We start from the raw sequence: 26,286 nt of genomic DNA, 5'->3' as shown, positions 1-26,286 counted from the left end.
AATCAATTTCCTGACTTTTTGCTAATCTCTAAGCCATGAAACACATAATGTACCGTGTCCTGTATGCACACCAGCAACTGGGACTAATGTTTGAATTTTCACTTTAACTGCTTGATGTTTTTTCTCTATTTCTTCTTTCCATTGTTGTGCCTGTTCTATGACACCTGCATGTAGAATGCACAATTCTTTTAATTGATACTTGTTCATTGCTTCGTCTATTAATTGAAACATCTTTTGTTTTGCTCTCTTTTTAATACGAACTTTATCTTTTACAATGACATTACCATTATCGAATCCTAAAATAAGATGAATACTTAATAAAGAAGCAAAAATCGATTGTGTTGTGCTCACTCGTCCACTTTTTCGCATTTGCTCAAAACTTTGTGGCATTAAATACATTTGTGCTAAATCTGGATATGTCCTTAAAGTACTAATTACATGTTGTATATCCATTCTTTCATTCACCATATTAATCCCGTTTATAATCATTTTTCCTAATGCATAATCACCAATCTTAGAATCAATTACTTCAACTGGAAAATCCACCATTTCTGATGCAGAAACAGAGCTCTGATAAGTTCCTGTTAATTGGCTAGAAGCATGAATGGCTATTCCAAATTCATATTCTTGTTTCAATTTCTCATATAATGTGACAAAATCACCATATGCAGGCTGACTTGTTTTCGCCCCTTCTCCATGTTCCTTTAATAGTTCATAGAATTCGTCTTTTGATAGGTCTACATCTTCTTTATACGATTGACCATTTACAATAACATTTAGCGGTAATACAAATACATCATTTTCTTCCGCGAATTCTTTTGATAACCCTGATGAACTATCTGTAATCCAAGCTATTTTTTTCATAGTTAACGCCCCATTTCATACATCAAAAAGTATGTCTTTATATAGTTATATTTTAATCGATTACGCAATTGAAGTAAAATAATTCGACAAATCATGCGAAACGATAATAAATTAATATAAATGTCGCTAAAACAAAAATGAAATTTAGAAAAACAAATACAAATTGGTCCATTTTTGTTTTGTGAATTTTGATTGGTGGTTGGTAAAAAGACACACCTTCGACGATAAAGATAAGTAACACAATATGAATCATTGCATGTCCAATGATTTCAGTGACACCAAACAACATACTTGTCAAAATAAAGATGACTGTAACAACTAAACCTAATATACGATTTAGTATTCCTACAACTAATAAATACCCAACTACAAATTCTACAAACGCAGCCATCACAATAAAAATTTCTGGTTCAAAGCCAAATGTTGGTACACCGTGGTTTACAACAATATCCAATGTCATTCCAGGGTACACCCATTTTTCCACAGCTACCCAGCATAAGCTGAGTCCTGTTCCTAGATATAAGAATGGAAAGCCCCATCCTTCTAACTTTGTTTTACCAATTAATAATACAAATATAATAGCTATATAAAATCCATAATCTAACATATAGAACCAACCAAAATCAATCCACACTGTAATGAATAAGCCTAACATAACGACAGCAGCGACTTTTGTACTGTAATGACTTGGTATGAGCAAACATAAGATGATTAGTCCCATGATAATGGTTTGCCATGTATCTGTAATGACAAATTCAGGTGCGAACATCGTCCCTGATACTAATTGAATGATGAATGCTAATGCTGTACCATACTTTAAAATATATCTAGAGTACTTTCTGAATCCATTTAAAAACTCATCTAACTTTGTTGCATATGGTATTTTTAACAAATAGTCCATTACTTGTGGCAAAATTGCTAGTATAATTGCCACTACTAGTGCAAAAGTAATGAAAAACGGACTCAATATCTCTTCAATTGGAACTTTAATTGGATCTACTTCTGCAAACCACTTTACATGCGCGATTGTTGTTATAGGCGTTGCAATCATTAATGCAACAATAAATGTAAGCAGTGCTTTTTTGTGTTGTAACATATTATTTTCTCCTTTATTTATAAATATTCTCAAGTTACTATACCATATTTACTATATGTATAGGAGACTTTTTCATATAAATAACATTATATTCAAAGTACTTCATAGACAAAGAGAAGCTTTATTGGGTGTAGATACTCTTAAAAGAGATTGTTTTATAAAAATTTTAAAATTACAAAACTCCAAATGGTTAGCCAATCGATTGAATTTTCTCCATATTAGAAGGTAAATGTGATATCACTTTATTTGGTTATCTGGAGCTTTTGTATGTGCTTTGCACGCGCTCCGGCTTGCCCGTTTTCCTTTCCGTGAGTTTTTCACCTAAGCTAACTTTTTTAGTAAAGTTCGCTATAAAAGTGGATCTTAGGGGAAAAACATCTCACAAGAGTGAAAACGGACGCCTTTACTTTTTTATACTCAACAATTAAAGAAATCGTAAATATTTTGGCTTTATTGCTCATTAGATTGGTGACGTATCATCCTTTTATTGTAAAAACATATAGCTTTGTTCATTTTTTATCTGAATAACAATAACTATGCCTCACAAAAAAATCCGAACTATTCATAAAATAATTCGGATTTCTTTAATAAATCTATTTTTTAGTGTGCTGCATGTCCTGTAGTTAACACCCAGATTGACCCGAATACAATTACTAATGCCAAGAACACGCTGTAAATAATGTTTATAACGTTAATTTTTCCTTCATTTCCTTCTGTTACGTGCATGAACATGAACAGTTGAATGAGCGCTTGAAAAATAGCTAGTGTACCAATTGTCCATAAAATGACCGTATCAGAAAAATCTGTTTTGAATTTAATAAATACTGCTAACAACGTCAATGCAATCGAAAGGATGAATCCGACTAAATGATTCCATGGAAAACTACTTTTGTGTGTACTCATTTTATATCGCCATCCCTTTCAAGTATACAAAAGTAAAGATGAAAATCCAGACAACATCTAAGAAGTGCCAGTAAAGACTTGCAATGAAGAATTTACTTGCTGTTTTTTCTGTAATCCCACGTTTTACTATTTGTACAAGTAATAAACTAATCCAAAAAATCCCGAAAGTTACGTGTGCACCGTGTGTCCCTAATAATGTGAATAACGCTGCTGTAAAACCACTTGTTTGAATGGTTGCACCTTCATGGATAAAATGAAGAAATTCATTAATTTCCATATATAAAAACCCAGCACCTAATAACAATGTGATAATTGTCCAAATCAATAATCCATTTCGATTATTGTTTCTCATAGAATGGATCGCTAATCCAGCTGTAAAACTACTTGTTAACAATAGGAATGTTTCGATCATGACATCTTTGAGTACAAAGATGTCTGATCCTCCTGGTCCACCTGCTGTATTGTGCTCTAACACAAAGTAAGAAGCAAACAATGTGGAGAATAACACAATTTCAGCACCTAAAAACACCCAGAAGCCTAAAATATTCATTTGACTTTGATGTGAGCGATATTCTAATGGTGTATGTGTATTAGACGTCATTTCAATTCACCTCTCCACTCTCGTTCTTCTTCCTCTAATTCATCTACAGGAATGTGATAACCATTGTCATAATCAAAAGTATTTGCAACTAAACCAATTACAATTAACACAGATGCGATAATCGCAAGTGTAAACCATTCGAATACTAGGAAGAAACCTACAATACCGAATGCCACCCCTAAGAAAATTGGTGTCCAACTATTGCTTGGCATGTGAACTGGTTTTAAATCTGATTTCTTAATACCAACTTTTCCTGCTTTTTTCTTATACCAGAAATCATCTAATGAATCTACTTCTGGTACGACTGCAAAATTGTAATGTGGTGCAGGTGATGCTGTTGCCCATTCTAATGTACGCGCGTTCCATGGGTCATTTCCTACATCACGTCTTGCATAACGGAAACTCCAGTAAATATTGTATACTAATGCAGCGAAACCAGCTGCCATAATTACTGAACCTACTGCTGAGAAGCCTAACCATGCACCCCAACCAGTGCTTTCAGAATATGTGTACATACGACGTGACATACCGTCTAATCCTACAAAGAACATTGGCATAAATGTCATATTAAAGCCGATTACAAATAACCAGAAATGCCATTTTCCGATTTTTTCATTTAGCTTAAAGCCAAACATTTTTGGCCACCAGTAGTATAATCCAGCAAACACTGCAAATACTACTCCAGGAATTAATACATAGTGGAAGTGTGCCACTAAGAACATTGTATTATGATATTGATAATCTGCTGCTGCCATAGCTAACATTACACCAGTTACCCCACCAATTGTAAAACATGGTATAAATGCAAGTGACCATAGCATGGCGTTCGAGAATTCAATTCGCCCTTTTCGTAATGTAAAGAGCCAGTTAAAGATTTTTACCCCTGTCGGAATTGCAATCATCATTGTAGTTAGTGAGAATATAGAGTTCACTGCTGCACTATTACCCATTGTAAAGAAGTGGTGAACCCATACTAACATACTTAAGAATGCAATACCTGCAACGGCAAGTACCATTGATTTATATCCATATAAATTTTTTCGTGCAAATGTTGAAATAACTTCCGAGAACATACCGAATGCTGGTAATACAACAATATATACTTCTGGGTGTCCCCATAACCAGAATAAGTTTAGCCACAACATCGGATCTCCACCACTTGCTACTGTGAAGAAGTGTGTTCCAAATAGACGGTCTAAAGTCATATATGCTAATGCCACAGTAAAGATTGGAAATGCTGCTACGATAATAATGGATGTAATAAATGATGTCCATACAAAGATAGGCATTTTCATCCATGTCATACCAGGTGCACGCATTTTGATTACTGTAACAATAAAGTTAATACCTGACATCAATGTACCAATACCAGCAATCTGAATCGCGATTGCGTAATAGTTATTTCCAACACCAGGAGTGAATTCCTTACCTGCTAATGGAAAATATGATGTCCAACCAGCATCTGGAGAACCACCAATTACAAATGAAACATTAAACAACATTGCTGCTGCAAAGAATAACCAGAAACTTAGTGCATTTAATTTAGGAAATGCTACATCTCTTGCTCCAATTTGAAGTGGAACAACTACGTTCATAATCCCAATCAATAAAGGCATTGCCATAAACAAAATCATAATAACACCATGTGTTGTAAAAATCTCATCATAGTGTTGTGCATCTAGTAATCCTAATTCGGGTCTTGACGTTTGTGCTTTCATTAATAGCCCATCAACGCCACCTCTAAAGAACATTAACACCCCTGCAAGGATGTACATAATCCCAATTTTTTTATGATCAACGGTTGTGAACCATTCGCTCCATAACCATTTCCATCGTTTTAAATAGGTGATGAGTGCGATTAACCCTACCATTGTTAGTGCAATTGCAATTTGAGATGCTAGAATTAATGGATCACCTGTGACAAAAAATTCATCTAATGACATGTTCTTCACCGCCTTTTATATTAATGATGTGCATGATCTTCATGGCTTTCTTCTGTATCATGCTCTTCTACTGTATTTGTTTCTTTATTTTCTTCTTCATCTACCACTTCTTCTGTCGATTCTTCGTCATCTCCGTGATGAAGTCGATATAATTCTGGATTCAAATATTTTTCAGAACCACCATGTGCATGATCAATCCATTGTAGATGTGTTTGGTTATATGTTTTACGACCAATAATTGTTGGTTTTAACAATTCAGCATACTCATCTTCTGTTAGATCATTTGCTGTTCTTTTCACTTCATCTACCCATTCATTAAAATCATTTTTTGACATTGCTTGTACTTCAAATTCCATATGTGCATACCCTTGACCATTGAAGTTCGTATTTCTTCCATAGAATGATCCAGGTTTATCTGAAACTAAATACATTTTTGTTTCCATATTTGCCATCGTGTATTTCTGACCATTCAATTCAGGTACCCAGAATGATTGCATCGTACCTGCTGAAGTCATTTTTAATAATACAGGATGATCTGCAGGAATATTTAAGTAATTAACTGTTTCAATATCTTGGTCTGGATAACTAAATATCCATTTCCAATCCGCACTTGTAACATGAACAACTAATGGTTCCTCTTCTTTATAAGCTTGTGGGACTTCCTCCACTTCGTAAATAGTCATTACTGTTGGTATCATTAACGCAATAACAATAATGACAGGAATCGTAAACCAAATAATCTCAAGAACATGATTTCCTTTTTCATATTTTGGTTCAAAATCACCATCATCTTTTCTTGCTCTGTATTTCCATACAATCACACTAAACAAGACGAAAATAACTACAACGATAATCAACATAAATACGATTGAATAAATAATTAAATCTGTTAAGCTTCTTGCAATTGGACCCTTTGGATCAAAAACAAGTAATTTTGACTCACATCCAGCTAAAAATAGTGGAATGGCTAATAAAGTGAGGAATACAATCACTCTTTTTATTGCCTTCATAGCATTTACCCCTCTCCAACAGTTTCTATACATAACATACCTTTAGGTTTATAAAATAAACTTTTATGAACTCATTACTTCATATTCTCGCATCTAAATATGATGAAATTATGATGATATCTAATTGTTCAAAAAAAGTTCAAAATTATGTGCGTTTTCATTTTAGTTTAAATTGGTGCAATTCTTTACTATTGGTCTATTTTTCTATACTATTTGAATGAAGGACAAAATTTTCGCGAACGAGAGTGATATACATGAACAAACAAACAATTTTAGTCGTGGATGATGAAAGTCAGATGAGAGCAATGCTTCATCTTTATTTAAGAAATGAATTTAACGTAATAGAAGCAAGCAATGGCAATGATGCAATTACTATACTGAAGGAAAACAATATTGCACTTGTATTATTAGATATCATGATGCCAGACCTTGATGGCATGGAAGCATGTAAACGAATGAAAGCATTGAAGTCAAATGTACCGATTATATTATTAACTGCACTAAATAATACACAGGATAAAGTACAAGGCTTATCCATCGGTGCAGATGATTATATCGTGAAACCATTTGAACCAGATGAATTAATAGCTAGAATTCATGTGCAATTAAGACACTTCTCCACACATTTAGTAGAACAAGAATCCATTATATCATTTACAGATTGGTATATAGACAAAGAAGCACATACCGTGATTGCTAATGGTAACCATTTAAAATATAGTCCAAAAGAATTTGATTTATTATACTTACTCGCATCTCATCCTGAACGCGTCTTCACTAGAGACCAATTATTAGATCAAATATGGGGAATGGATGAGATTGTAGATATTCGTACAGTCGATTCTCATGTACGGTATGTCAGAGATAAATTAAAGAAAGCGGGAATCCAACATCAACCGATTGAAACGGTTTGGGGAGTTGGATATAAATTCACAAAGGAGCAGATAGATGAGGTTAAATAGTGTCATATTTAAATTAGGTGCAACCATCCTATTTTTGCAATTAATCATATTGATTCCTTTAGGCTACATTATCCTGCAATTATTATTAAATTACTCGATTAACCAGACCGAAACACAATTAGTAAAAATGTCTGAGAAATTCGCCTCACAAGTAGAACAGATTGATAAGCCTGAGAATCTCCAATTATTAGATCATTTAACAGATATGACAGAAACAAGTGCTGTTATATTAGATAGTAATGGAAAGATTATTTTTGAAACAAATTGGCATGATAATATTACAAATGAAATTCTTACAGGTAAAGAAATGGAGTTAATCCATGCAAGTGAGACTGTCATTAAAGATTATACTTTTAATGGAGCAAGTTATTTAAAAGTCGCACAACCAATCACAGATGAAGAAGGAAATAAAGCTAGTGTCGTATTATTTTCCTCATTTGGGTTAATAAGTAATTCCATTCATAATATTATTGTACTAGTCATCTTGGCAAGCCTTGGTGCTGTTGTATTAGCAATTGGATTTACTATCTTTATATCTAAGAAGTTAGGTGCACCACTAATCGCGATGGAAAAGGCAGCAAAGCAAATCGCCGAAAAAAAAGACTTTTCTCTACGTGTACATTACAATGCAAATGATGAGATAGGCTCTCTTGCCACTGCAATCAATCATTTATCAGATACGTTAGAACGATACCAAACAAATCGTAATGAGTTTTTTTCCAATATTACTCACGAATTAAAAACACCCCTTACTTATGTAAAAGGATATGCGAATGCAGTACGACATGAAATGTATAAAGATGAAGCAGAACGAAATGAGTTTTTAGAAATAATTGAAAATGAAGCAGATCATATTAGTAGTCTAATGGATGACATTACAGATTTATCTAAGATTGAAGAAGGAAAAATCGATTTAAATAAAGAATGGTTTGATTTTAATACATTAGTAGAAGAAAGTGTCAGAAGATCTTATTTTCGTGCTACAGACAAAGGTTTACGTATTCAAGCATTTACACATGCAACATCCACCCCTTTTTTTGGTGATAAAAATAAAATGGAACAAGTATTAACAAATCTTGTCGAAAATGCTGTTAGATATACAGAAACAGGTGAAATTAATGTCCATGTCATGGAGCACTCTTCGATTATTAAGCTCATTGTAGAAGACACAGGAATTGGGATTAAAGAAGAAGATATTCCATATTTATTTGAACGTTTTTATCGTGTAGACAAATCCAGATCACGTGCAAATGGTGGAACAGGGTTAGGATTAGCAATTGTAAAGAATTTAGTAGAACTGCACGAGGGTGAAATCGATTTTCATAGTGAATGGCGAAAAGGCACAAAAGTAACATTAACATTTCCAAAAACGGAGGAGAGCTCATGATGAAACTGAGACAAAATGTCATAGTAACAGGTGGTTCTAACGGGATAGGAGCAGCAATTACCAATGCCTTTATAGACAATGGAGCATCTGTAATTCTTGCAGATAAGAAAGAACCGACAATTCAACACGAGCGACTCACCTATATAAAAACAGATGTAAGTTCTGCACAAGCGATTGCTTATTTTTTTCAAGAAGTAGACGCGCAATTCGATCACATAGACATACTGATCAATAATGCAGGAATCTCTAAATTCCAACCATTCTTTGAACTCACTTTAGATGATTGGGATGAAGTAATGCACACAAATTTACGTGCAATGATGTTATTTGCTCAACATGCTGCTCAACGAATGAAAAAAACAACTCATTCTAAATCCATTATCAATATTGCATCAACTAGAGCAATCATGTCTGAACCAAATACAGAGTTATACTCAGCAAGTAAAGGCGCCATTGTTGCATTTACACATGCGCTTGCAATGACATTACAAAATTACCACATTCGCGTAAATGCAATTAGTCCTGGTTGGATTGAAACAGGAGATTACTCTGCATTACGAGAAGAGGATCATCAGTTCCATCCTTCCAAACGTGTTGGGAAACCAGAAGATATTGCAAATGCTTGTCTATTCTTAGCAGATGCCAAAAATGATTTCATTAATGGAGAAAACCTCGTGATTGATGGTGGTATGACAAGAAAAATGATATACAATCAATAATGAGGAAAGGGAATACAACAGATGGAGCTGCAATTAGTAGAAGTATATATACCTATAGAAAGATTTAAACACTTTCAAGAAGAAGTAGAGTCATATACGTATGTAGAAAAATGGCATACAGCTATTTCCGAGAATGAAATGTTAGTAAAAATACTGATGAACAAAAAAGATACCGAAGCATTATTAGATTTTCTTGAAGCAAATGATAAAGGTAAAAAAGAAATTCGAGCACTCCTTTATAATATTTCCACCTATTTACCACAAGTGGACGAAGACGATGCAGAAGAAGTAAAAAGCGAAGAAGAAAAGCAACGTGAAATCACTAGAGCAAGTCGACATGAATTATACAATGTCGTGGAATCTTCTAGTAAAGTTACGCCAAATTTCTTATGGATGCTTATTTTGTCCGCAATTGTTGCAACAGCAGGGATTGTTAAGGATAGTGCAGCTATTGTTATTGGTGCGATGGTGATTGCGCCATTGATTGGCCCATTTACTGCCCTTGCTTTTTCTGCTACATTAGGTGATTATAAATTAATGAGAACATCTGCACTTACTGCATTATACGGTCTATTGTTACCAATTGGGATTGCAATCGTTTTTGGCATGATTTTTTCTATTCCAATGGAAAGCGAAGAATTTCTTGCAAGAACGACAATTGAACTCATGGATATTGTTGTTGCAATTGCTGCAGGAACAGCAGGAGCTATGTCATTCGCCAAACGAGTATCTGAAGCACTTGTTGGTGTCATGGTATCTGTTGCGCTCCTCCCTCCTGCTGTTGTATGTGGAATGATGTTAGGTTCTTCCCATTTTCAAGGTGCCCTCACACCACTTTTACTCCTATTCGTTAATATTAGTGCTATCTTGCTATCTGCTATCATTGTATTTTGGTCAAGTGGCATTAAACCAATTAACTGGAGTGAAATTCAAGTTGCAAATACATCGAAAACATATGCACTTATAGCAGTAAGTGTTGTCATTATTTTTTTAGCTGTTCTCATTTACTTTATTAATTTTTAACAAAAACTTAATATTTCGAATATTGTCGAAATTTATCTGAATTGTTATACTATTTACTAACTTTCCTGTGACAGATTACTACAATCTATCATGAATTTTTAGGAGGGAACGATGAATCAAACTACACGTACGTTACACGATTATTGGGTGATATTTATTATTGCCACAAGGTTAGGTCTGACTTCCTTTGGTGGACCAATTGCGCATTTAGGTTATTTTCATGAAGAATATGTAAGACGAAAGAAATGGTTAGATGAAAAGAGTTATGCAGATTTAGTTGCATTGTGTCAATTTTTACCTGGACCTGCAAGTAGTCAAGTAGGTATTGGTGTCGGAATCATTCGTGGTGGTATATTTGGAGGTATACTTGCATTTCTTGGATTTACACTTCCTTCTGTTATTGTACTGATTCTATTTGCACTAGCTGTACATCAATTCTCAATTGGTGATGCTAGTTTCATTCATGGTCTCAAAATTGTCGCAGTTGCTGTTGTCGCTCATGCCATTATGGGAATGGGAAGTAAATTAACACCTGATTTACAACGTAAGGCAATTGCACTTATTGCCATTGCTGCAATGTTATTTTGGCAATCTACTCTCACACAAGTAGTTATTATTATCGGAGCAGCAATTATTGGAATAATATTTTTCCAAAATAAAGCAACATCGGATGAGACAACAGCTAAATTGTTCTTATCAAAGAAAGTAGCAATCATTAGTATAAGTTTATTTTTTATTCTATTAATTATCTTGCCTATTTTAAGCCAAGTAATTGATTCCAAATGGATTCAAATGTTTGATAGTTTTTATCGATCTGGTGCTTTAGTATTTGGTGGTGGGCATGTTGTATTACCGTTATTAGAACAAGAATTTGTCCCTACAGGATGGATTACAGAACAAGAATTTCTAGCAGGTTATGGTGCAGCTCAAGCTGTTCCTGGTCCTTTATTTACCTTTGCTGCATATATAGGCACAGTAATTGGTGGTGTTGCTGGTGGACTTGTTGCTACTGTCGCTATCTTCTTACCTGCTTTCCTATTAATTATCGGTACATTACCATTTTGGCATGCTTTAAGACACTTCGCAAAAATTCGTGGTGCACTGCTTGCTGTCAATGCAGCAGTTGTCGGTATATTAATTGCAGCATTCTATCAACCAATATGGATAAGTACAATTATAGAAGCAAAAGATTTTGTCTTTGCTGTTATATTATTTAGTTTACTTGCCTTTTGGAAAGTACCATCATGGGTGATTGTTATTATTGGCATTATCGGTGGAATGGCATTACCATATATATAACATGAAGATTTGATATTGTGAAAAGGAATTCTTTAATTTTAAAATCCAAGCGATTCGTCGTTTGGATTTTTGTTTTCACCGGAAAATAAAATCTATTTAATAATTTTGAAATTCGTTATGTGCTTGCAACTGCTCCCATGGTATCCTAAGTGTTTTGTGTGAAGAACAATATTTATGTTTCAGCCTTTTTTAATTTTAGTTGCACATTTAACACTCACATTTTATAATATGAATATATGTTCATATATAAATAATTGAGGAGGAATAGTATGGGACATTCTCATGATCATGGTCATCACCATCACACAAATAATAAAAAAGCATTGCTACTTAGTTTTTCTTTCATTGCCATATTTATGGTTGTTGAAATTATTGGAGGTCTATTAACTAATAGCCTCGCATTATTATCTGATGCTGGTCATATGTTTAGTGATGCCTTCGCACTTGGTTTAAGTTTGTTTGCATTTAAATTAAGTGAAAAAGCAACGAATCATTCCAAGACATTTGGTTATAAACGATTTGAAATTGTCGCAGCATTTATCAATGGTTTAACATTAGCGCTTATCTCTATTTATATATTCTGGGAAGCATATAACCGATTTTTAGAGCCTCCAGAAGTAAGTGGTACAATGCTATGGATAGCGGTAATTGGTCTCATTGTAAACATTGTTGTTGCGTATATTTTGATGTATTCAGGTGACACAAAAGAAAATCTAAATATGAGAAGTGCACTATTACATGTATTAGGAGATTTGCTTGGATCTGTAGGTGCAATTGTCGCTGGGATTTTAATTCTGTTATTTAATTGGAATATTGCTGATCCAATTGCAAGTATTTTCGTTGCTGCCCTTATTCTTGTAAGTGGCTTACGTGTAATAAAAGATTCCATCCATATATTAATGGAAGGCATGCCAGATCATTTATCTTTTAAGGAAATTGAGAATCAATTAATGCAATTACAAGGTGTCACAAGCGTACATGATTTACATGTATGGACAATCACATCTGGATTTCCTGCACTTAGTTGTCATATTGTTGTAGAAGATGGTCTAGACCGAGATCATTTATTACAACATGCATCCAAATTGTTACATGATCAATTTGAGATTCATCATACTACCATTCAAATAGAAGGTTTACACGCGAATATTGCTCATAGTGAGGACAATTGTAATTAGGGGGGTTACACAGAATGGAAAAACCATATCTACCATTAGATGAAGAAACATTATTTCTTGTATCTCAGACATTTAAAGCATTAGCAGATCCCACTCGTATTCGAATTCTGCACCTTTTATTTGAAAGAGAACTAAGTGTCACAAATATCGCTGAACGATTAGATTTAAATCAATCCAATGTATCGCATCAACTTCGCTTTTTGAAGAATTTGCGCTTAGTAAAATATAGACGAGATGGGAAAACTATTTATTATTCACAAGATGACGAACACGTTATGAAAATACTCCAACAAACCATTGATCATGCTTGTCATCATTAAATTGTGTGGATTACTAATTATCTATCTTTTTTCATTGGTTGTAAGTTGAAAGCACTTTACTTATAATGAATGTATCATAAGGAATAAGTTGGTGTTAAATATGGAGTCAAAAACGGTTCAAGATTTACTATTATTAGTTAACAAAATCATTAAAGGAAAAACTATTTTTCTTGGTGAAACGACGACAGATACCTTCACTATTGTAAAAGTACTCAATGAAGATAGTGGAATTATGCCATTTCAAGATAATCAGCAAATTGATATAAAAGGGTCTTTTTGTCAACAGATTTTCTTTGGAAGTCAAGAACCGCTTATTATTAACAACACAAAGACACATCCTTTTACATGTCAATTACCAATAACAGAATTAGCAAATATCCATAGTTATATGGGTGTACCTGTTTTTTATAAAAATGGAAACATGTATGGTACACTATGCGCGATTGGCTCAGAAGCAGGCAAATTTACGGAGGAAGATATTGAAATTCTTACAAGTTTTGCTAATCTATTTACGTATGTAATAGAATTGGAAAAACTTAGTTACTATGATCCTTTAACCAATCTATACAATCGAAGATATATTGAACAATTCTTCCAAAACAATCATGACAATGGTAGTTTACTATTTATTGATTTAGATGACTTTAAATCAATAAATGATACATTCGGGCATGATGTTGGTGATAATGTATTAATGGAAGTCGGAAAAAGAATTATGGATATTGTCGGTAAGGATTGTCCCATTATTCGACTAGGCGGGGATGAATTTGCAATCATTCTTCCTGCTAAAAATCATACGATACATTCCTATCAAATTGCGGATCAATTAAATCAAGTATTAGCAGATTGGAAGACTTTTGAGTATCCAATTACAGTATCTGCCAGTATTGGTATTGCCCACTACCAAAAAACATGTACAAACGTAAAACAATTGATGAAAGATGCTGATTATGCATTATATAAAGCAAAACGCTCTGGAAAAAATCAATATGTATCTTTTACTTCTTAATTCTGTAACATATCATACAATCTCTTGCTTTTAGACTTGTCACAATCATCGATTTGTGGCAAGTCCATTTATTTCCCCTCTTTTTTTGGCACACAAACTCTAACAAAAAGTCATACTTTATTCCTTTTATATTATTGTGGTACAATAAAACTTGCTGATTTAACAGACGACAACTTATTTACAGATCGTATAGAATTAGTCAACCATAACTATTATATTGGAGTGATTTTTCGTGCAACAAGATAATGATTTGGCACGAGCTATAGGTACAAGTAAAATAGACAAATTAGATTTTCGCTTTGGAGCATTTGGTGCAGCTGTTCCACTATTATTCTTTATCATATGGGCAATTACGACAAGTGTCTTACAACTGTCCTCTGAAATTGGACTAGTATTAGGTGCAGTCTTTGGTATAACTTTAGGTCTTTTTTTTAGTAAAAGTAAATGGGCCGATTACGCACAAGGTTTATTTGATGGCCTAGCACAACCTATTGGTGTTGTTGCAATGGTTGCATGGTTTTATGCTGGTATGTTTGCACAAGTACTTCAAGTAGGTGGACTTGTAGAAGGATTAGTATGGATTGGTTCTGTTACTGGCTTTACTGGTGGATTATTTGTGGGTATGACATTTGTCCTAGCTGCAGTCTTCTCTACAGCAGTAGGTACAGGATATGGTACAACTGTAGCATTTGCTACATTAATGTATCCAGCTGGTGTCGCATCAGGGGCAGATCCTACTATATTATTCGCAGCAATATTAGCTGGAGCTGTATTTGGTGATAACCTTGCTCCAGTATCAGATACAACAATCGTTTCTGCTACCACTCAAGGAGCAGATGTACCAGGTGTTGTAAGGAGTCGTTTCAAATACGCAATTGCTGCTGCCATTCCTACTTTAATTTTGTTTATCCTATTTGGTGGTGGTGGAACACTTGATAATCAAGAAAGTATCCAAGCAACAACAAACCCTATGGGACTTGTGATGCTCATTCCATTTATTATGGTTCTCATCTTAGCGTTATCTGGCCATCATATTATCACATCACTAACATGGGGCATTATTGTAGCTGTGATTACTATTGTTATTTTTCCTGTTGGATCATTAAACGACATTATTCGTTTTAACCCAGATTCTAGCAATATTATCGAAGGTGCGTTAATTAATGGAATTACTGGATATATCAATATGGCCATTCTAATTCTACTCATTGTTGCATGTGCGCATTTACTTCGACTCGGTGGCACAATGGACGCTATTACAACAATACTTGTAAAATGGATCAAAGACTCTGTCAAGCGTGCAGAAATTGCAATCTGGAGTATTGTTGCATTATTAAATAGTGCAATTACAATTAATACAGCAGCTGAAATCGCCGCAGCTCCATTTGTTCGTGAAATTGGAGAGAAATATAAAATTCACAGCTATCGTCGAGCAAATATGTTAGACGCAGTAACATCTGCCTTGGGTTATATTTTCCCATGGGGCGCACCTGTATTGCTCGGTTGGTCCACTATTTCTATGATGAAAGAAACATATGAATGGTTACCTGTTGTTTCACCAACTTCCGTGTTCCCGTTTGTATTTCAAGGATGGTTCCTTGTTATTGTAATGCTTATCGCAGCACTAACAAGTTGGGGCATTCGCTATCAAGGAAAAAATGGCGAAGAGTTAAAAGAAAGACCGAAAGATTAAGAAAAACCATTGAGACAAAAGAATATATAACCTAAAAAAACCAAACGATTCGAAAGCTATTTACCGAATTGTTTGGTTTTTGTGCATATTAGATAGAAATTTGATATATAACTCTATTTGGTAATTTTGAGATTTGATATGTGCTTTGCATCCGCTCCGGCTTGTCCGTTTCCCTTTCCGTGGGTTTTTCGCTTAGGAAAGTTAGTTAAAGAAAAAAGCCCATGGAAAGGGAAGTAGGCGGAGTATACAGACACAATTCATTTCATAATTGCTAAATAGAGTGGTGTCGTATCATACTTTTATTGCTAAACAATACTTATGTTCTGTTCATCTAATACTTTAAAACAACTGCAACTTATGTATTCGACTACATGCTTCTACTAATCTTTCCTCTGTATCAAGCATGGCAATTCTTACATATCCTTCACCACTTTGACCAAATCCATTACCAGGTGCCACAACTACATGTGCTTTTTCTAATAATAGATCAGCAAATTGTTCGGATGTGTACCCATCTGGCACTGGCATCCACACAAAAAATGAACCTTTTGCGCTTCCACCTTTCCAACCGATACTTTTAGTTTTTTGCAAGAATGTATTTCTTCTTTTCTCATATATAGAATTATTCTCAACCATTGCATCATGTCCATGAACTAATGCTTGTTTTGCTGCATATTGAATTGCTCCAAAAATACTAACATAATAATGATCTTGGATTAACTCTAATGATTGAATGACAGATTGATTCCCTACTGCAAATGCAATACGCCAACCTGCCATATTAAAGGATTTAGATAGTGTATACATCTCTATTCCAATATCCTTTGCTCCATTCGTTTGTAAGAAACTTGGAGGATTGTTCCCGTCAAATCCTATTGCACCATATGCAAAATCATGTACTACACAAATGTTGTGTTTGGTTGCTATATCTACTGTTTCTTCAAAAAAATGTGTTGTGGCTGTCGCTGCAGTCGGATTATTAGGATAATTAAGAAACATTAACTTAGCATTTTCTAAATCACTCTTAGTAATAGAAGAGTAATCAGGCAAAAATTGATTTTTTTCAAGTAATGGCATATACACAGGATGGGCATTTGTCATTGCAATTCCAGACATATAATCTGGATACCCTGGATCTGGTACGAGTACTTTATCTCCTTCATTCAATAGACATTGACTTATCTCTACTAAACCTGTTTTAGCACCAAACAAAATAGCTACTTCTGTCTTTGGATCTAATGTAACACCGTATTCTTTTTGATAGAATGACACAATTGCTTCTTTTAGAAAATCATAGCCTTGAAATGGCGGATATTTATGAAAAGAAGGATTTGTACTCGCTTCTTTCAATGCATCAACAATGAAAGAAGGCGTTGGTAAGTCTGGATTCCCTTGGCCTAGATTAATTACATCATGACCTTCATTCATTAATTTTTTTGTTTTTTGGACAAGATTAGCAAAAAACTGTTGCGGCAATCGTTGTAAAGCATCCGAATATGTAAACTGATACATGTTCTACTCCCCTATTCGTATAAATGCGGTACACGACTTTTAAAAATCGGAATATCTTTTCTAAATTGAGTAACAATATCTCGATCAATTTCTGCTATAATCGTAGCTTCTTTCTCTTTTGGTCCTTCTGTCACGAGTTTTCCTGTAGGCTCAATTACGTAAGATTCACCAGCAAATTGTGTCCCATTACATTCACCAGAACTATTTGCGGAAATAATATAACATTGGTTCTCTATCGCTCTAGCATATTGTAAATAATGCCAATGCACACGTCTAGATGTTGGCCATTGTGCAACAACAATAATCACTTCCGCTCCTAGCAATGCTAGAGAACGCATTAATTCAGGGAAGCGTAAATCATAACAAATAACGACACCTATCTTCATACCATCTAATTCGAATATCTTTCCTTTTTCTTTTCCAGCTTGTAAAAAAACATGTTCATCTAACATTGGCACTAAATGCATCTTGTCATATTGATGAATAAGTTCTCCTTGCTTCGTAATGATATAGCTCGTATTGTAAATCCCATCTTCTCTCTTATTCGCAATCGAACCTGCAATGATGTGCTTGTCATGTTGCTTTGCTAGATTCTTCAAAAAAGGGACGATATCTCTTCCATCTTTATCTGCATATTCTTCTAATTGATCAAGTGCATAGCCTGCATTCCACATTTCAGGTAACACAACCGTATCTACATCTTGTACTAATTCTGTTTCCATCCAATCTATAATTTTTGCTTTATTTGCTTCTGGATTTGCTGGAATAACATCCATCTGATATATAGCAAATTTCATATAAATTCACCATCTTTCTTATACTCTACATGTCATTTTAGCATTTTGACATATCAAAAGAAATAAAAACAACAAAAGATGCATAACAAGACTGTTTTAAGAAAGAATAGAACAAGAAGATTGAAGGAGGTTTTGTTATGATTGAAAAGAAAAATACGCAAAATGATAGAAAAGAGATTCTAACAACACAACAAGGGCATCCTGTTACGGATAATCAAAATGTTCGAACAATTGGAAACAGAGGAGCAATGACATTAGAAAATTATGACTTCTTGGAAAAAATAAGTCATTTTGACAGAGAAAAAATACCTGAGCGAATTGTACACGCACGTGGCGCAGGAGCACACGGGTATTTCCAATCGTACGGTACGGTAAATGGCGAATCTATCTCAAAGTATACTCGTGCAAAAGTTTTTACGAATACAAGTGTAAAAACACCTGTATTTGTTAGATTCTCGACAGTTGTTCACGGAAATCACTCACCTGAAACATTAAGAGACCCAAGAGGATTTGCTGTTAAATTCTACACAGAAGATGGAAACTGGGATTTAGTCGGAAATAACCTAAAAATATTTTTCATTCGTGACCCTTTAAAATTCCCTGACATGATACATGCTTTTCGCCCAGATCCTGTTACAAATGTGCAAAATTTAGAAAGAATGTTCGATTTTATTAGTATGTCACCAGAAGCATTACATATGGTCACATTTGTATTTTCTCCATGGGGAATTCCTGCCACATATCGTCACATGCAAGGATCAGGTGTGCATACTTATAAATGGGTGAATGAAGAAGGAAAAGCAGTACTTGTTAAATACCATTGGGAACCCGTTCAAGGTATTAAAAACTTAACACAAGAAGAAGCAAATGAGATTCAAGGTGAGACTTTTAACCATGCAACTGAAGATTTGTACTATTCGATAGAAAATGGTGACTATCCAGAATGGGAACTGTATGTTCAGATAATGGAAGATGGTGAACATCCAGAATTAGATTACGATCCATTAGACCCTACAAAATTATGGTACAAAGAAGATTATCCTTGGCATAAAGTTGGAAAAATGGTATTAAACAAAAACCCGCACAATTATCATGCAGAAGTGGAACAATCTGCTTTTGGTACAGGTGTACTTGTAGATGGATTAGACTTTTCAGATGATAAATTGCTACAAGGGCGTACGTATTCTTATTCAGATACACAAAGATATCGTGTTGGTCCTAACTATTTACAGTTACCAATAAATAGACCTCACACAAATGTTGCGACAAACCAAGAAGGTGGACAAATGGATTTTCGACAGGATTACCATACTGACAAAAATCCACACATCAATTATGAGCCATCTTTAACAGGTGGTTTGAAGGAAGCGAAAAATCCAGGGAAAGAACACCAACCATACGTGGAAGGGCATTTGCAAAGACAAGCTATATCCCGTGAGAATAACTTTGGACAAGCCGGTGAGACATATCGGCGTTTAGCAGACTGGGAGAAAGATGAGTTAATACGTAACCTTGTCTCTGCATTATCTGGTTGTCATAAAGATATTCAAACAAAAATGATTGAAATGTTCTATCAATGCGACAAAGATTACGGTATGCGTGTTGAAGAAGGATTAAAGCAAGTAATGCAAGGAGACTCACAAGCAATACACAAAACAAATAACCAAAGAGAAAATATTGGACATGTCTCAGACCCGTATTAAATTCCAAAGCTCGAGTGTCTGTTTAGAACCATAAGGGCTAGAAAATAAGCACAGTGATCATTTGTTAGATCACTGTGCTTTCTCATTTGCAATAAGATACAACCTCACTATAAGATAAATCTCCTCCAAAAATATCTAATGCGCTACCTATCGTTACGTCTAGTTTGCCATTAGATAATTGGCGGAATGTTTCTAAATCTTCTAATGAACGAACACCACCAGCGTATGTAGTAGGTATTGTAACCCATTTAGCTAACTTGGTAATAAGCGCTTCATCCATTCCATTACGCTTGCCTTCGACATCTGCTGCATGGATTAGAAACTCATCACAATACTTCTCCATCTCTTTTATTGTTACCTCATTAATTTCAATATTGCTAAATTTAGTCCATTTATTTGTCACAACATACCAACTGTTATCTTTTCTTTTACAACTTAAATCAATAACTAATTTATCTTTACCAATTGTCTCAACTAAATGATTTAATCGGTCTTTTTTTAACTCACCATCTTCAAAGATATAAGAGGTAACAATAACGTGAGATGCACCTTTTTCTAAATAATACGATGCATTATCTGCGGTAATACCTCCACCAATTTGGAGACCTTTTGGATATGCTTCTAGTGCTTGTATTGCTGCTTCTTGATTTCCGTCACCTAACATAATGACATGTCCACCAACTAATTTATCTTCTTGGAACATGGAAGCATAGTACTTGCTGTCAAATTTAGATACATAATTCTCTACAACTGGTTTACCTTCTTCATTCAATGTTTCTCCAACTATTTGCTTTACTTTTCCTTGATGTAAATCAATACATGGTCTAAAATTCATTGATTGAATTCTCCTCTATTTATTATCTCGTAGCAAATCCGCGGATGTATGCTTTAGGTATTTCCACATCTGTATGAAGTTGTTCTGCTGCGTGAAGTGTCCAATATGGATCTGTAAGCATGCCTCTACCAACTGCAACTAAATCTGCATCTTTATTTCCAATAATTGCATCCGCTAATACAGGGTTCTCTAATCGACCTACAGCTATAACTGGTATTTGAAGTGCTTGTTTGATTTCTCTTGCAAATGGAACCATGTATCCTGCATGACCACCAGGATTACGTGAAGGATGAATGGGTCCTTCTCCCCCAGCACTTACATGAATCATGTCTACTCCTGCTTCCACATACTTCCGACTTAACTCAATCCCACCTTCTAAATCATAGCCATCAATCGCGAATTCCGTTGCAGAAATTCGTAAGACAAGGGGCATATTTTCAGGCATGACACTTTTTGCTGCTTGAATCACTTCTACACCAAAGCGAGATAATTCACTGTATTCATCCGTTCTTTTGTTCGTAAGATGTGAATGAAACTGATGGATTAAATAGCCATGTGCACCATGTAATTCTATCATATCAAATCCTGCTTCCACTGCACGGCGGACAGACTCACGGAATTTCTCCACCATTGCTTTCACTTCTTTTGTCGACAATGCTCGTGGCTCTTTGTATTGTTCACTAAATCGTATTGCAGATGGTGCAACAGGTGTTTCAGCATCTTCTGCTTTTCTACCTGCATGAGCAATTTGAATCCCAATTTTTGCTCCTTGTTCATGTACTGCGTCAACAATTCTTCGATATGCTGGGATTTGTTCATCTGACCATAAGCCTAAACAGTTATTTGAGATTCTTCCATCTGGTTCGACATTTGTCATTTCCACAATGATTAGGCCTGTTCCACCTATTGCACGACTTACATAATGCGTATAATGCCAATCGTTTGGGGTTCCATCTTCTTTAGATACGGCATATTGACACATTGGTGGCATGACGACACGATTTTTTAGGTTAACATTTTTTATATTAAATTGGCTGAATAATTGATCCATTGTATTTGCTCCTTTTAAACAATTTTTACATCAACAGTATACCAATAATCAACAGTTTATTCACATATAAAAACTCAATAATTAGATTTATACATAAATGATGGTTTTGTAAAATAATTATATGATATAATAAACTTTATCAAGAAAGCGGTTTCTGGTTTTAATACCTAAACGTTAACTTAAACTTATTGAAAGGGTTGATAATATGCAAATATTAGAATATTTACCTAATAAATTAGAGTACTTTGATCTGTATATTAATCAATTCGGCAAAGAATTATGTATGCCTAAACACTATCAACACTCCAAAAATAGTGGGACATTTTTAATTCATTATATTAGGAGTGGCGAGGGAGTTTTTCATACATCTGAACAATCATATTCACTTAAAGCAGGTCAAGGCTTTCTAACTTGTCCTAATATGGAATATAGTTATGAAGCAGATGAAAGGGATCCGTGGTATTATTATTGGGTTGGTTTTGATGGTATTCAAGCAGAGAAGTTATTATCTAAAGCTAATTTGCATGTTAAAAATCCCATTTTCCTTTATGACCAAGACCATCAATTAGTACATTGTTTTGAAGAATTATGTGCATTAAAACAACAAGAACCACTCATCAGTGAAGTAAAGGGATTAGGGCATCTTTATTCAATACTATCCATTTTAATACAAGAACATAAAGCAAAAGTATTTGCTGATGTGAGACAAGACCATAAAGTATCCTATGCACAAGAAGTATTACAATACATTCACGAACACTTTCATCAAAAAATTACTATTTCAGAAATCGCAGATGAAATTGGTTTAGATCGAAGTTACTTATGTTCACTTTTTCGAAATGTCTACAATAAAAGTATACAAGAATATCTCATTCACTATCGAATACAAAAAGCATGTGAATTACTTGAACATACTACATTAGCAATTAGTTCGATTGCTCAATCTGTAGGATATGAAGACCCGCTGCAATTTTCCAAATTGTTTAAAAAAATCAAACAATTATCCCCAAAAAATTATCGACAAAAAATAGAAATGGTTGATTAAATGAATATATATACAAACAAGCTTTATGTACTGTTGGAGAAAATAACAAATTTCTTTCTATTGAATTTACTTTGGTTAATCTGTTCATTACCTATTATTACTATTTTTCCAGCTTCTTCCGCTATGTTTCATGTTATTAATGAGTGGAGAGTTAATGGAAAAAGTTCTATTGTCAAACCCTTTTTTCTCGGATTAAAGAAAAATTTTAAATTAAGTTTTTTTTCTGGACTCTTTTTTATTATTTCATTTCTCATTCTTTATTACGACTTATTACTTATTCATGAATTATTACATGGTTGGGCATATTTGGTTACATTGTCATTATTGTTTTTCCTAATGATTGTTTTAGCATTTATTGCAACATATAGTATTCCTACTATTGTTTTTTATCATTTATCTTTTAAAGAAACAATAAAACAAAGCTTTTTGTTCTCATTTATTTTTTTTCCTACGACTATTTTAATGATACTCCTATTTATTGGATTTGTACTTATCGTTTTATTCTATCCAATTGCTATATTTCTTTTAATAAGCCCTATCTTTTATGCATTTCATAAATTAGTTGAAAGAAATAGGAGACAAATTCAACAAATATAAGCATCCTAACGCACATACAAAAAATTAATTCACTTTATAAAGAAATGATTTTAAATTATAAAAATCCAAACGATTTGATAGCAAGTAGCATTTGAATCGTTTGGATTTTGTGTGTTTTAGAATGAATCTCCCTATTGGATAATTCTTCATATTTTGTGTAGAGATTACTTTATCTATCTATGTCTCCTCTTGTTTGAATTTCACTTTTATATTATTCACAACTATCTATCATATCTCTATATACATTCCAATGGGCTACAGCAAATACCGTTGGAGAGTTCCAATAAATAGTAACTTCATTTGTTGCATAACTGTCTATGTGATCTATAAAACATGTTGCTGAAGACTCGTTTTTCAAATATTATTGTGCACATGGGTCATTCACATTTCTATTTGGTCCCTCTGACACTAATCTAGGTACAGCATCAAAGATATCATCAACTACAGATGGAAGATGATGAGTATGCATGATACGATGTTTATTCTAAATGGTGTTGTTAGATGCTTTCCATGTTTTAACTGATAGAACCCATCTTTATTAATAGAGGAAAAATTCAATTGATAAACAGTTTGCTTACTATCTTGATTATGGAATGGTCCATCTACCTTCAATTCCACGATTACATCTGCATCAGGATATGTAATCACTTGGAAATATGAAGTATCTTCTAAAGAATTAGCAACCTACACACCTGTTGGTACATAACCTAACTAATTAAACCTTATCGACGTGTTACTTTCCTTAATCAACATGTTACCTACTTCCTTTCATTAACCAACAATACCTGTTCTCTCTACACTTTCAACAAAATGTCTCTGAACAAATAAATATAAGATAAGTAATGGTAGTATTGCTAATAGCACACCAGTATTTACTAGCATAGAGACATAAAACGGATCAACCGCACCCACACCCCCACCAGATGATGTAGAGAGTTGATGTGCAATCGTTGCACCTACAGATTGCAATTGCATGGAGATAACTTTTGCATTATCTAAGAACATTGTTGTATAAAATATATCATTCCATTGCCAAACAAAAGCAAATAACATTACTGTAATAATAGCTGGGACGGCATTTGGGAGCATGATTTGAAAAAAGGTCTTAAAGACACCCGCACCATCCACGTGCGCTGCTTCCTCTATTTCTTTAGGAAATCCTTTAAAAAACTGTCTAAAGATAAAAATAAATAATCCCGCTTTTAAACCCATACCTGTAATAGATGATATAATAAATGGCCAATAAGAACCAATTAAATTGATACCATCACCTCCATTAAATAAACCAATGAAACCAAATAAATCAAAATTTCGATATTGTAAATATGTCGGCACCATAATTGTTTGTGGTGGTACAAGTATAGTTAGTATAACAAGTGCAAATAGTACATTTCTTCCACGAAAACGGAATCTTGCAAACCCATATCCTGCTAACGCACAAGCAATCATCGTCAAAATCATCGTACCACCTGCAAGGAGAAATGAATCTAACAACACTTTAAAGTAATTCATTGTTTGCATTACGTATTGAAAATTTTCCAAAGTGAAATTCCTTGGTACAAAAACAACAGTCGGATCATATAAATCTGCTTTACTTTTAAAAGCAATAGACACTTTTAATAGAATAGGGTATAGAATAACAAATGATAATCCAATTATTAATATGGTACGAAAAATAATCCAACTATAATTTTTCAATTTATCTAATAAAATATTTCCTGTTAGCGAGCCACTTTTTCTTTTATTTTTAGCCGATGAATGCAGTGGTTTTGATTGTACGTTCATGTTTCTCCCCCTTTATTCTGTTTGGTAAAATACTTTCTTGGAGATTAAATATGTTGTAACAAGTAAAATCACACCAATCATAAGAAAATATATCCATGACATTGCTGCACTTAATCCGAAATCAAATTTAGAAAAAGCGGTGTCTTGTATTAAGATGGTCATGTTATTATTTGTAAATGAATCAATGACAGAATAAATAACATTTGTTAAAATGAGAGGGCTAATCATTGGAAATGTTATTTTCCAAAAAGATTCATAGCCTGTTGCACCTTCTATTTTAGATGCTTCATATAATTGTGCAGGTATTGCTTGCAATCCAGCTAAAAAAATAATAATTTGTACTCCTGAAGAACTAACAATCTCATAAATACGATTTACAGCACCTGTTAAGTATTCTACTATGACTAGAGGAATACCTGTCTCGATTAACATTTTTTCCAATTCATAGCTTTGTAATCCATTCCCCGATTCATCTTCACTCGACATCATCATGGCACTTTGTAGATAATCGCCACTCTCAATTGAAGCAATTACACCCGAAGCAAGTATTACTGGCAAGAAGAATATAGCACGAGCTAACATTCTTCCACGAAACTTTTGGTTCAATATTGTTGCAATAATCAAACTAAAAATCACGATAAGTGGCACATTGACTAGCATATCAATTAATGCCTCGACTAATGTTCTATTGTAATCCACATGTTCTTGAAATGCGGTCTTATAATTAGTTAATCCTAAAAAATTTAATTGCATACCATCAGGTGTTAGTTTCAATTCGCTAAAACTGTACCTAATCGATTGAAATAATGGGATGGCAAATAAGAAGATAAAACCAATTAGCCATGGTCCAATAAATACCCATCCCCATCGTCCTCGTCTCTCCTCTAATGTTCTCTTTCCTAACATTATCATGGCTATTCTCCTTTTACATAGACAAGTTTAGTTGAAGCAATC

24 protein-coding genes and 1 pseudogene are annotated in these 26,286 nt (G+C 34.1%); 12 read left to right on the top strand and 13 right to left on the bottom strand.

Translation table 11 applies throughout. The features are described from left to right. Positions 1–21: 21 nt before the first annotated feature. The 6 genes from ACFOZ1_RS12630 to qoxA form a co-directional block, all read right to left on the bottom strand. Complete coding sequence (locus tag ACFOZ1_RS12630) at positions 22–864, bottom strand: DegV family protein (RefSeq protein ID WP_390199820.1); 843 nt, start codon at positions 862–864, stop codon at positions 22–24. 91 nt (positions 865–955) lie between these two features. Beyond that, positions 956–1,960 carry a hypothetical protein gene (locus ACFOZ1_RS12625; RefSeq protein WP_390199818.1) on the bottom strand — a complete coding sequence of 335 codons (1,005 nt, stop codon included), beginning with the start codon at positions 1,958–1,960 and terminating at the stop codon, positions 956–958. 600 nt (positions 1,961–2,560) lie between these two features. Further along, positions 2,561–2,863 (bottom strand): cytochrome aa3 quinol oxidase subunit IV, encoded by a 303-nt coding sequence (qoxD, locus tag ACFOZ1_RS12620; RefSeq protein ID WP_390199817.1) that lies wholly within the window; start codon positions 2,861–2,863, stop codon positions 2,561–2,563. 1 nt (position 2,864) lies between these two features. Beyond that, on the bottom strand, positions 2,865–3,464 hold the full coding sequence (gene qoxC, locus ACFOZ1_RS12615; protein ID WP_390199815.1) for a cytochrome aa3 quinol oxidase subunit III: 600 nt from the start codon (positions 3,462–3,464) through the stop codon (positions 2,865–2,867). After that, positions 3,461–5,407: a cytochrome aa3 quinol oxidase subunit I gene (gene qoxB / locus ACFOZ1_RS12610; protein ID WP_390199813.1), complete on the bottom strand. Its 1,947-nt coding sequence runs from the start codon at positions 5,405–5,407 to the stop codon at positions 3,461–3,463. Before qoxB ends, qoxC begins: the two co-directional genes overlap by 4 nt. Positions 5,408–5,427: 20 nt before the next feature. Further along, complete coding sequence (gene qoxA, locus ACFOZ1_RS12605; protein ID WP_390199811.1) at positions 5,428–6,417, bottom strand: cytochrome aa3 quinol oxidase subunit II; 990 nt, start codon at positions 6,415–6,417, stop codon at positions 5,428–5,430. Between the two features lie 254 nt (positions 6,418–6,671). Here qoxA and ACFOZ1_RS12600 point away from each other — a divergent pair, with 254 nt between their 5' ends. The 9 genes from ACFOZ1_RS12600 (at position 6,672) to ACFOZ1_RS12560 (ending at position 16,007) form a co-directional block, all read left to right on the top strand. Further along, entirely contained in the window at positions 6,672–7,379 is a 708-nt protein-coding gene (locus ACFOZ1_RS12600) for a response regulator transcription factor (protein ID WP_390199809.1), read from the top strand. Further along, positions 7,366–8,766 carry an ATP-binding protein gene (locus tag ACFOZ1_RS12595; protein WP_390199807.1) on the top strand — a complete coding sequence of 467 codons (1,401 nt, stop codon included), beginning with the start codon at positions 7,366–7,368 and terminating at the stop codon, positions 8,764–8,766. Before ACFOZ1_RS12600 ends, ACFOZ1_RS12595 begins: the two co-directional genes overlap by 14 nt. Then, a complete protein-coding gene (locus tag ACFOZ1_RS12590) occupies positions 8,766–9,485 on the top strand; it encodes an SDR family NAD(P)-dependent oxidoreductase (protein ID WP_390199805.1) in 720 nt (239 codons plus the stop codon). The genes ACFOZ1_RS12595 and ACFOZ1_RS12590 overlap by 1 nt, the downstream gene beginning before the upstream one ends. A 21-nt stretch (positions 9,486–9,506) precedes the next feature. After that, positions 9,507–10,508, top strand: a complete 1,002-nt coding sequence (locus ACFOZ1_RS12585; protein WP_390199803.1) for a TIGR00341 family protein — start codon at positions 9,507–9,509, stop codon at positions 10,506–10,508. A gap of 111 nt (positions 10,509–10,619) precedes the next feature. Further along, on the top strand, positions 10,620–11,807 hold the full coding sequence (gene chrA / locus ACFOZ1_RS12580) for a chromate efflux transporter (protein WP_390199801.1): 1,188 nt from the start codon (positions 10,620–10,622) through the stop codon (positions 11,805–11,807). A 269-nt stretch (positions 11,808–12,076) separates the two neighbouring features. Next, complete coding sequence (locus ACFOZ1_RS12575; RefSeq protein WP_390199799.1) at positions 12,077–12,985, top strand: cation diffusion facilitator family transporter; 909 nt, start codon at positions 12,077–12,079, stop codon at positions 12,983–12,985. Between the two features lie 14 nt (positions 12,986–12,999). Further along, on the top strand, positions 13,000–13,305 hold the full coding sequence (locus tag ACFOZ1_RS12570) for an ArsR/SmtB family transcription factor (RefSeq protein ID WP_390199797.1): 306 nt from the start codon (positions 13,000–13,002) through the stop codon (positions 13,303–13,305). A gap of 100 nt (positions 13,306–13,405) precedes the next feature. Then, positions 13,406–14,314 carry a sensor domain-containing diguanylate cyclase gene (locus ACFOZ1_RS12565; RefSeq protein ID WP_390199795.1) on the top strand — a complete coding sequence of 303 codons (909 nt, stop codon included), beginning with the start codon at positions 13,406–13,408 and terminating at the stop codon, positions 14,312–14,314. Positions 14,315–14,546: 232 nt separating this feature from the next. Then, positions 14,547–16,007, top strand: coding sequence for a Na+/H+ antiporter NhaC family protein (locus ACFOZ1_RS12560; RefSeq protein WP_390199793.1), 1,461 nt, complete (start codon positions 14,547–14,549; stop codon positions 16,005–16,007). A 339-nt stretch (positions 16,008–16,346) separates the two neighbouring features. Here the strand turns inward: ACFOZ1_RS12560 and ACFOZ1_RS12555 are convergent, their stop codons facing one another. Together ACFOZ1_RS12555 and ACFOZ1_RS12550 are read right to left on the bottom strand one after the other, a co-directional pair. After that, complete coding sequence (locus tag ACFOZ1_RS12555) at positions 16,347–17,519, bottom strand: pyridoxal phosphate-dependent aminotransferase (RefSeq protein ID WP_390199791.1); 1,173 nt, start codon at positions 17,517–17,519, stop codon at positions 16,347–16,349. 11 nt (positions 17,520–17,530) lie between these two features. Beyond that, positions 17,531–18,316, bottom strand: a complete 786-nt coding sequence (locus ACFOZ1_RS12550; RefSeq protein WP_390199790.1) for a carbon-nitrogen family hydrolase — start codon at positions 18,314–18,316, stop codon at positions 17,531–17,533. Positions 18,317–18,453: 137 nt separating this feature from the next. Here ACFOZ1_RS12550 and ACFOZ1_RS12545 point away from each other — a divergent pair, with 137 nt between their 5' ends. After that, positions 18,454–20,019 (top strand): catalase, encoded by a 1,566-nt coding sequence (locus tag ACFOZ1_RS12545; RefSeq protein ID WP_390199788.1) that lies wholly within the window; start codon positions 18,454–18,456, stop codon positions 20,017–20,019. 82 nt (positions 20,020–20,101) lie between these two features. Here the strand turns inward: ACFOZ1_RS12545 and hisA are convergent, their stop codons facing one another. Then, positions 20,102–20,854, bottom strand: a complete 753-nt coding sequence (hisA, locus tag ACFOZ1_RS12540) for a phosphoribosylformimino-5-aminoimidazole carboxamide ribotide isomerase (RefSeq protein ID WP_390199787.1) — start codon at positions 20,852–20,854, stop codon at positions 20,102–20,104. A gap of 22 nt (positions 20,855–20,876) precedes the next feature. Next, positions 20,877–21,905, bottom strand: coding sequence for an NADH:flavin oxidoreductase/NADH oxidase (locus tag ACFOZ1_RS12535; protein WP_390199785.1), 1,029 nt, complete (start codon positions 21,903–21,905; stop codon positions 20,877–20,879). 205 nt (positions 21,906–22,110) lie between these two features. Here ACFOZ1_RS12535 and ACFOZ1_RS12530 point away from each other — a divergent pair, with 205 nt between their 5' ends. Next, positions 22,111–22,950: an AraC family transcriptional regulator gene (locus ACFOZ1_RS12530; RefSeq protein ID WP_390199783.1), complete on the top strand. Its 840-nt coding sequence runs from the start codon at positions 22,111–22,113 to the stop codon at positions 22,948–22,950. Further along, complete coding sequence (locus ACFOZ1_RS12525; RefSeq protein WP_390199782.1) at positions 22,951–23,547, top strand: DUF624 domain-containing protein; 597 nt, start codon at positions 22,951–22,953, stop codon at positions 23,545–23,547. It abuts the gene before it with no gap. 441 nt (positions 23,548–23,988) lie between these two features. Here ACFOZ1_RS12525 and ACFOZ1_RS12515 read toward each other — a convergent pair. The 3 genes and pseudogenes from ACFOZ1_RS12515 to ACFOZ1_RS12505 form a co-directional block, all read right to left on the bottom strand. Beyond that, positions 23,989–24,201: pseudogene (locus ACFOZ1_RS12515) on the bottom strand (cellulase N-terminal Ig-like domain-containing protein); the annotation flags it as partial. A gap of 117 nt (positions 24,202–24,318) precedes the next feature. Continuing rightward, positions 24,319–25,332 (bottom strand): carbohydrate ABC transporter permease, encoded by a 1,014-nt coding sequence (locus ACFOZ1_RS12510; RefSeq protein WP_390199778.1) that lies wholly within the window; start codon positions 25,330–25,332, stop codon positions 24,319–24,321. A 12-nt stretch (positions 25,333–25,344) separates the two neighbouring features. Beyond that, positions 25,345–26,238 carry a carbohydrate ABC transporter permease gene (locus ACFOZ1_RS12505; RefSeq protein WP_390199776.1) on the bottom strand — a complete coding sequence of 298 codons (894 nt, stop codon included), beginning with the start codon at positions 26,236–26,238 and terminating at the stop codon, positions 25,345–25,347. Between the last annotated feature and the right edge of the window lie 48 nt (positions 26,239–26,286).

It is taken from the genome of Gracilibacillus marinus (assembly GCF_042651725.1).
In the GTDB taxonomy this organism is placed as follows: Bacteria; Bacillota; Bacilli; order Bacillales; family Amphibacillaceae; genus Gracilibacillus; species Gracilibacillus marinus.
This window is presented reverse-complemented; position numbering and strand designations above follow the sequence as displayed.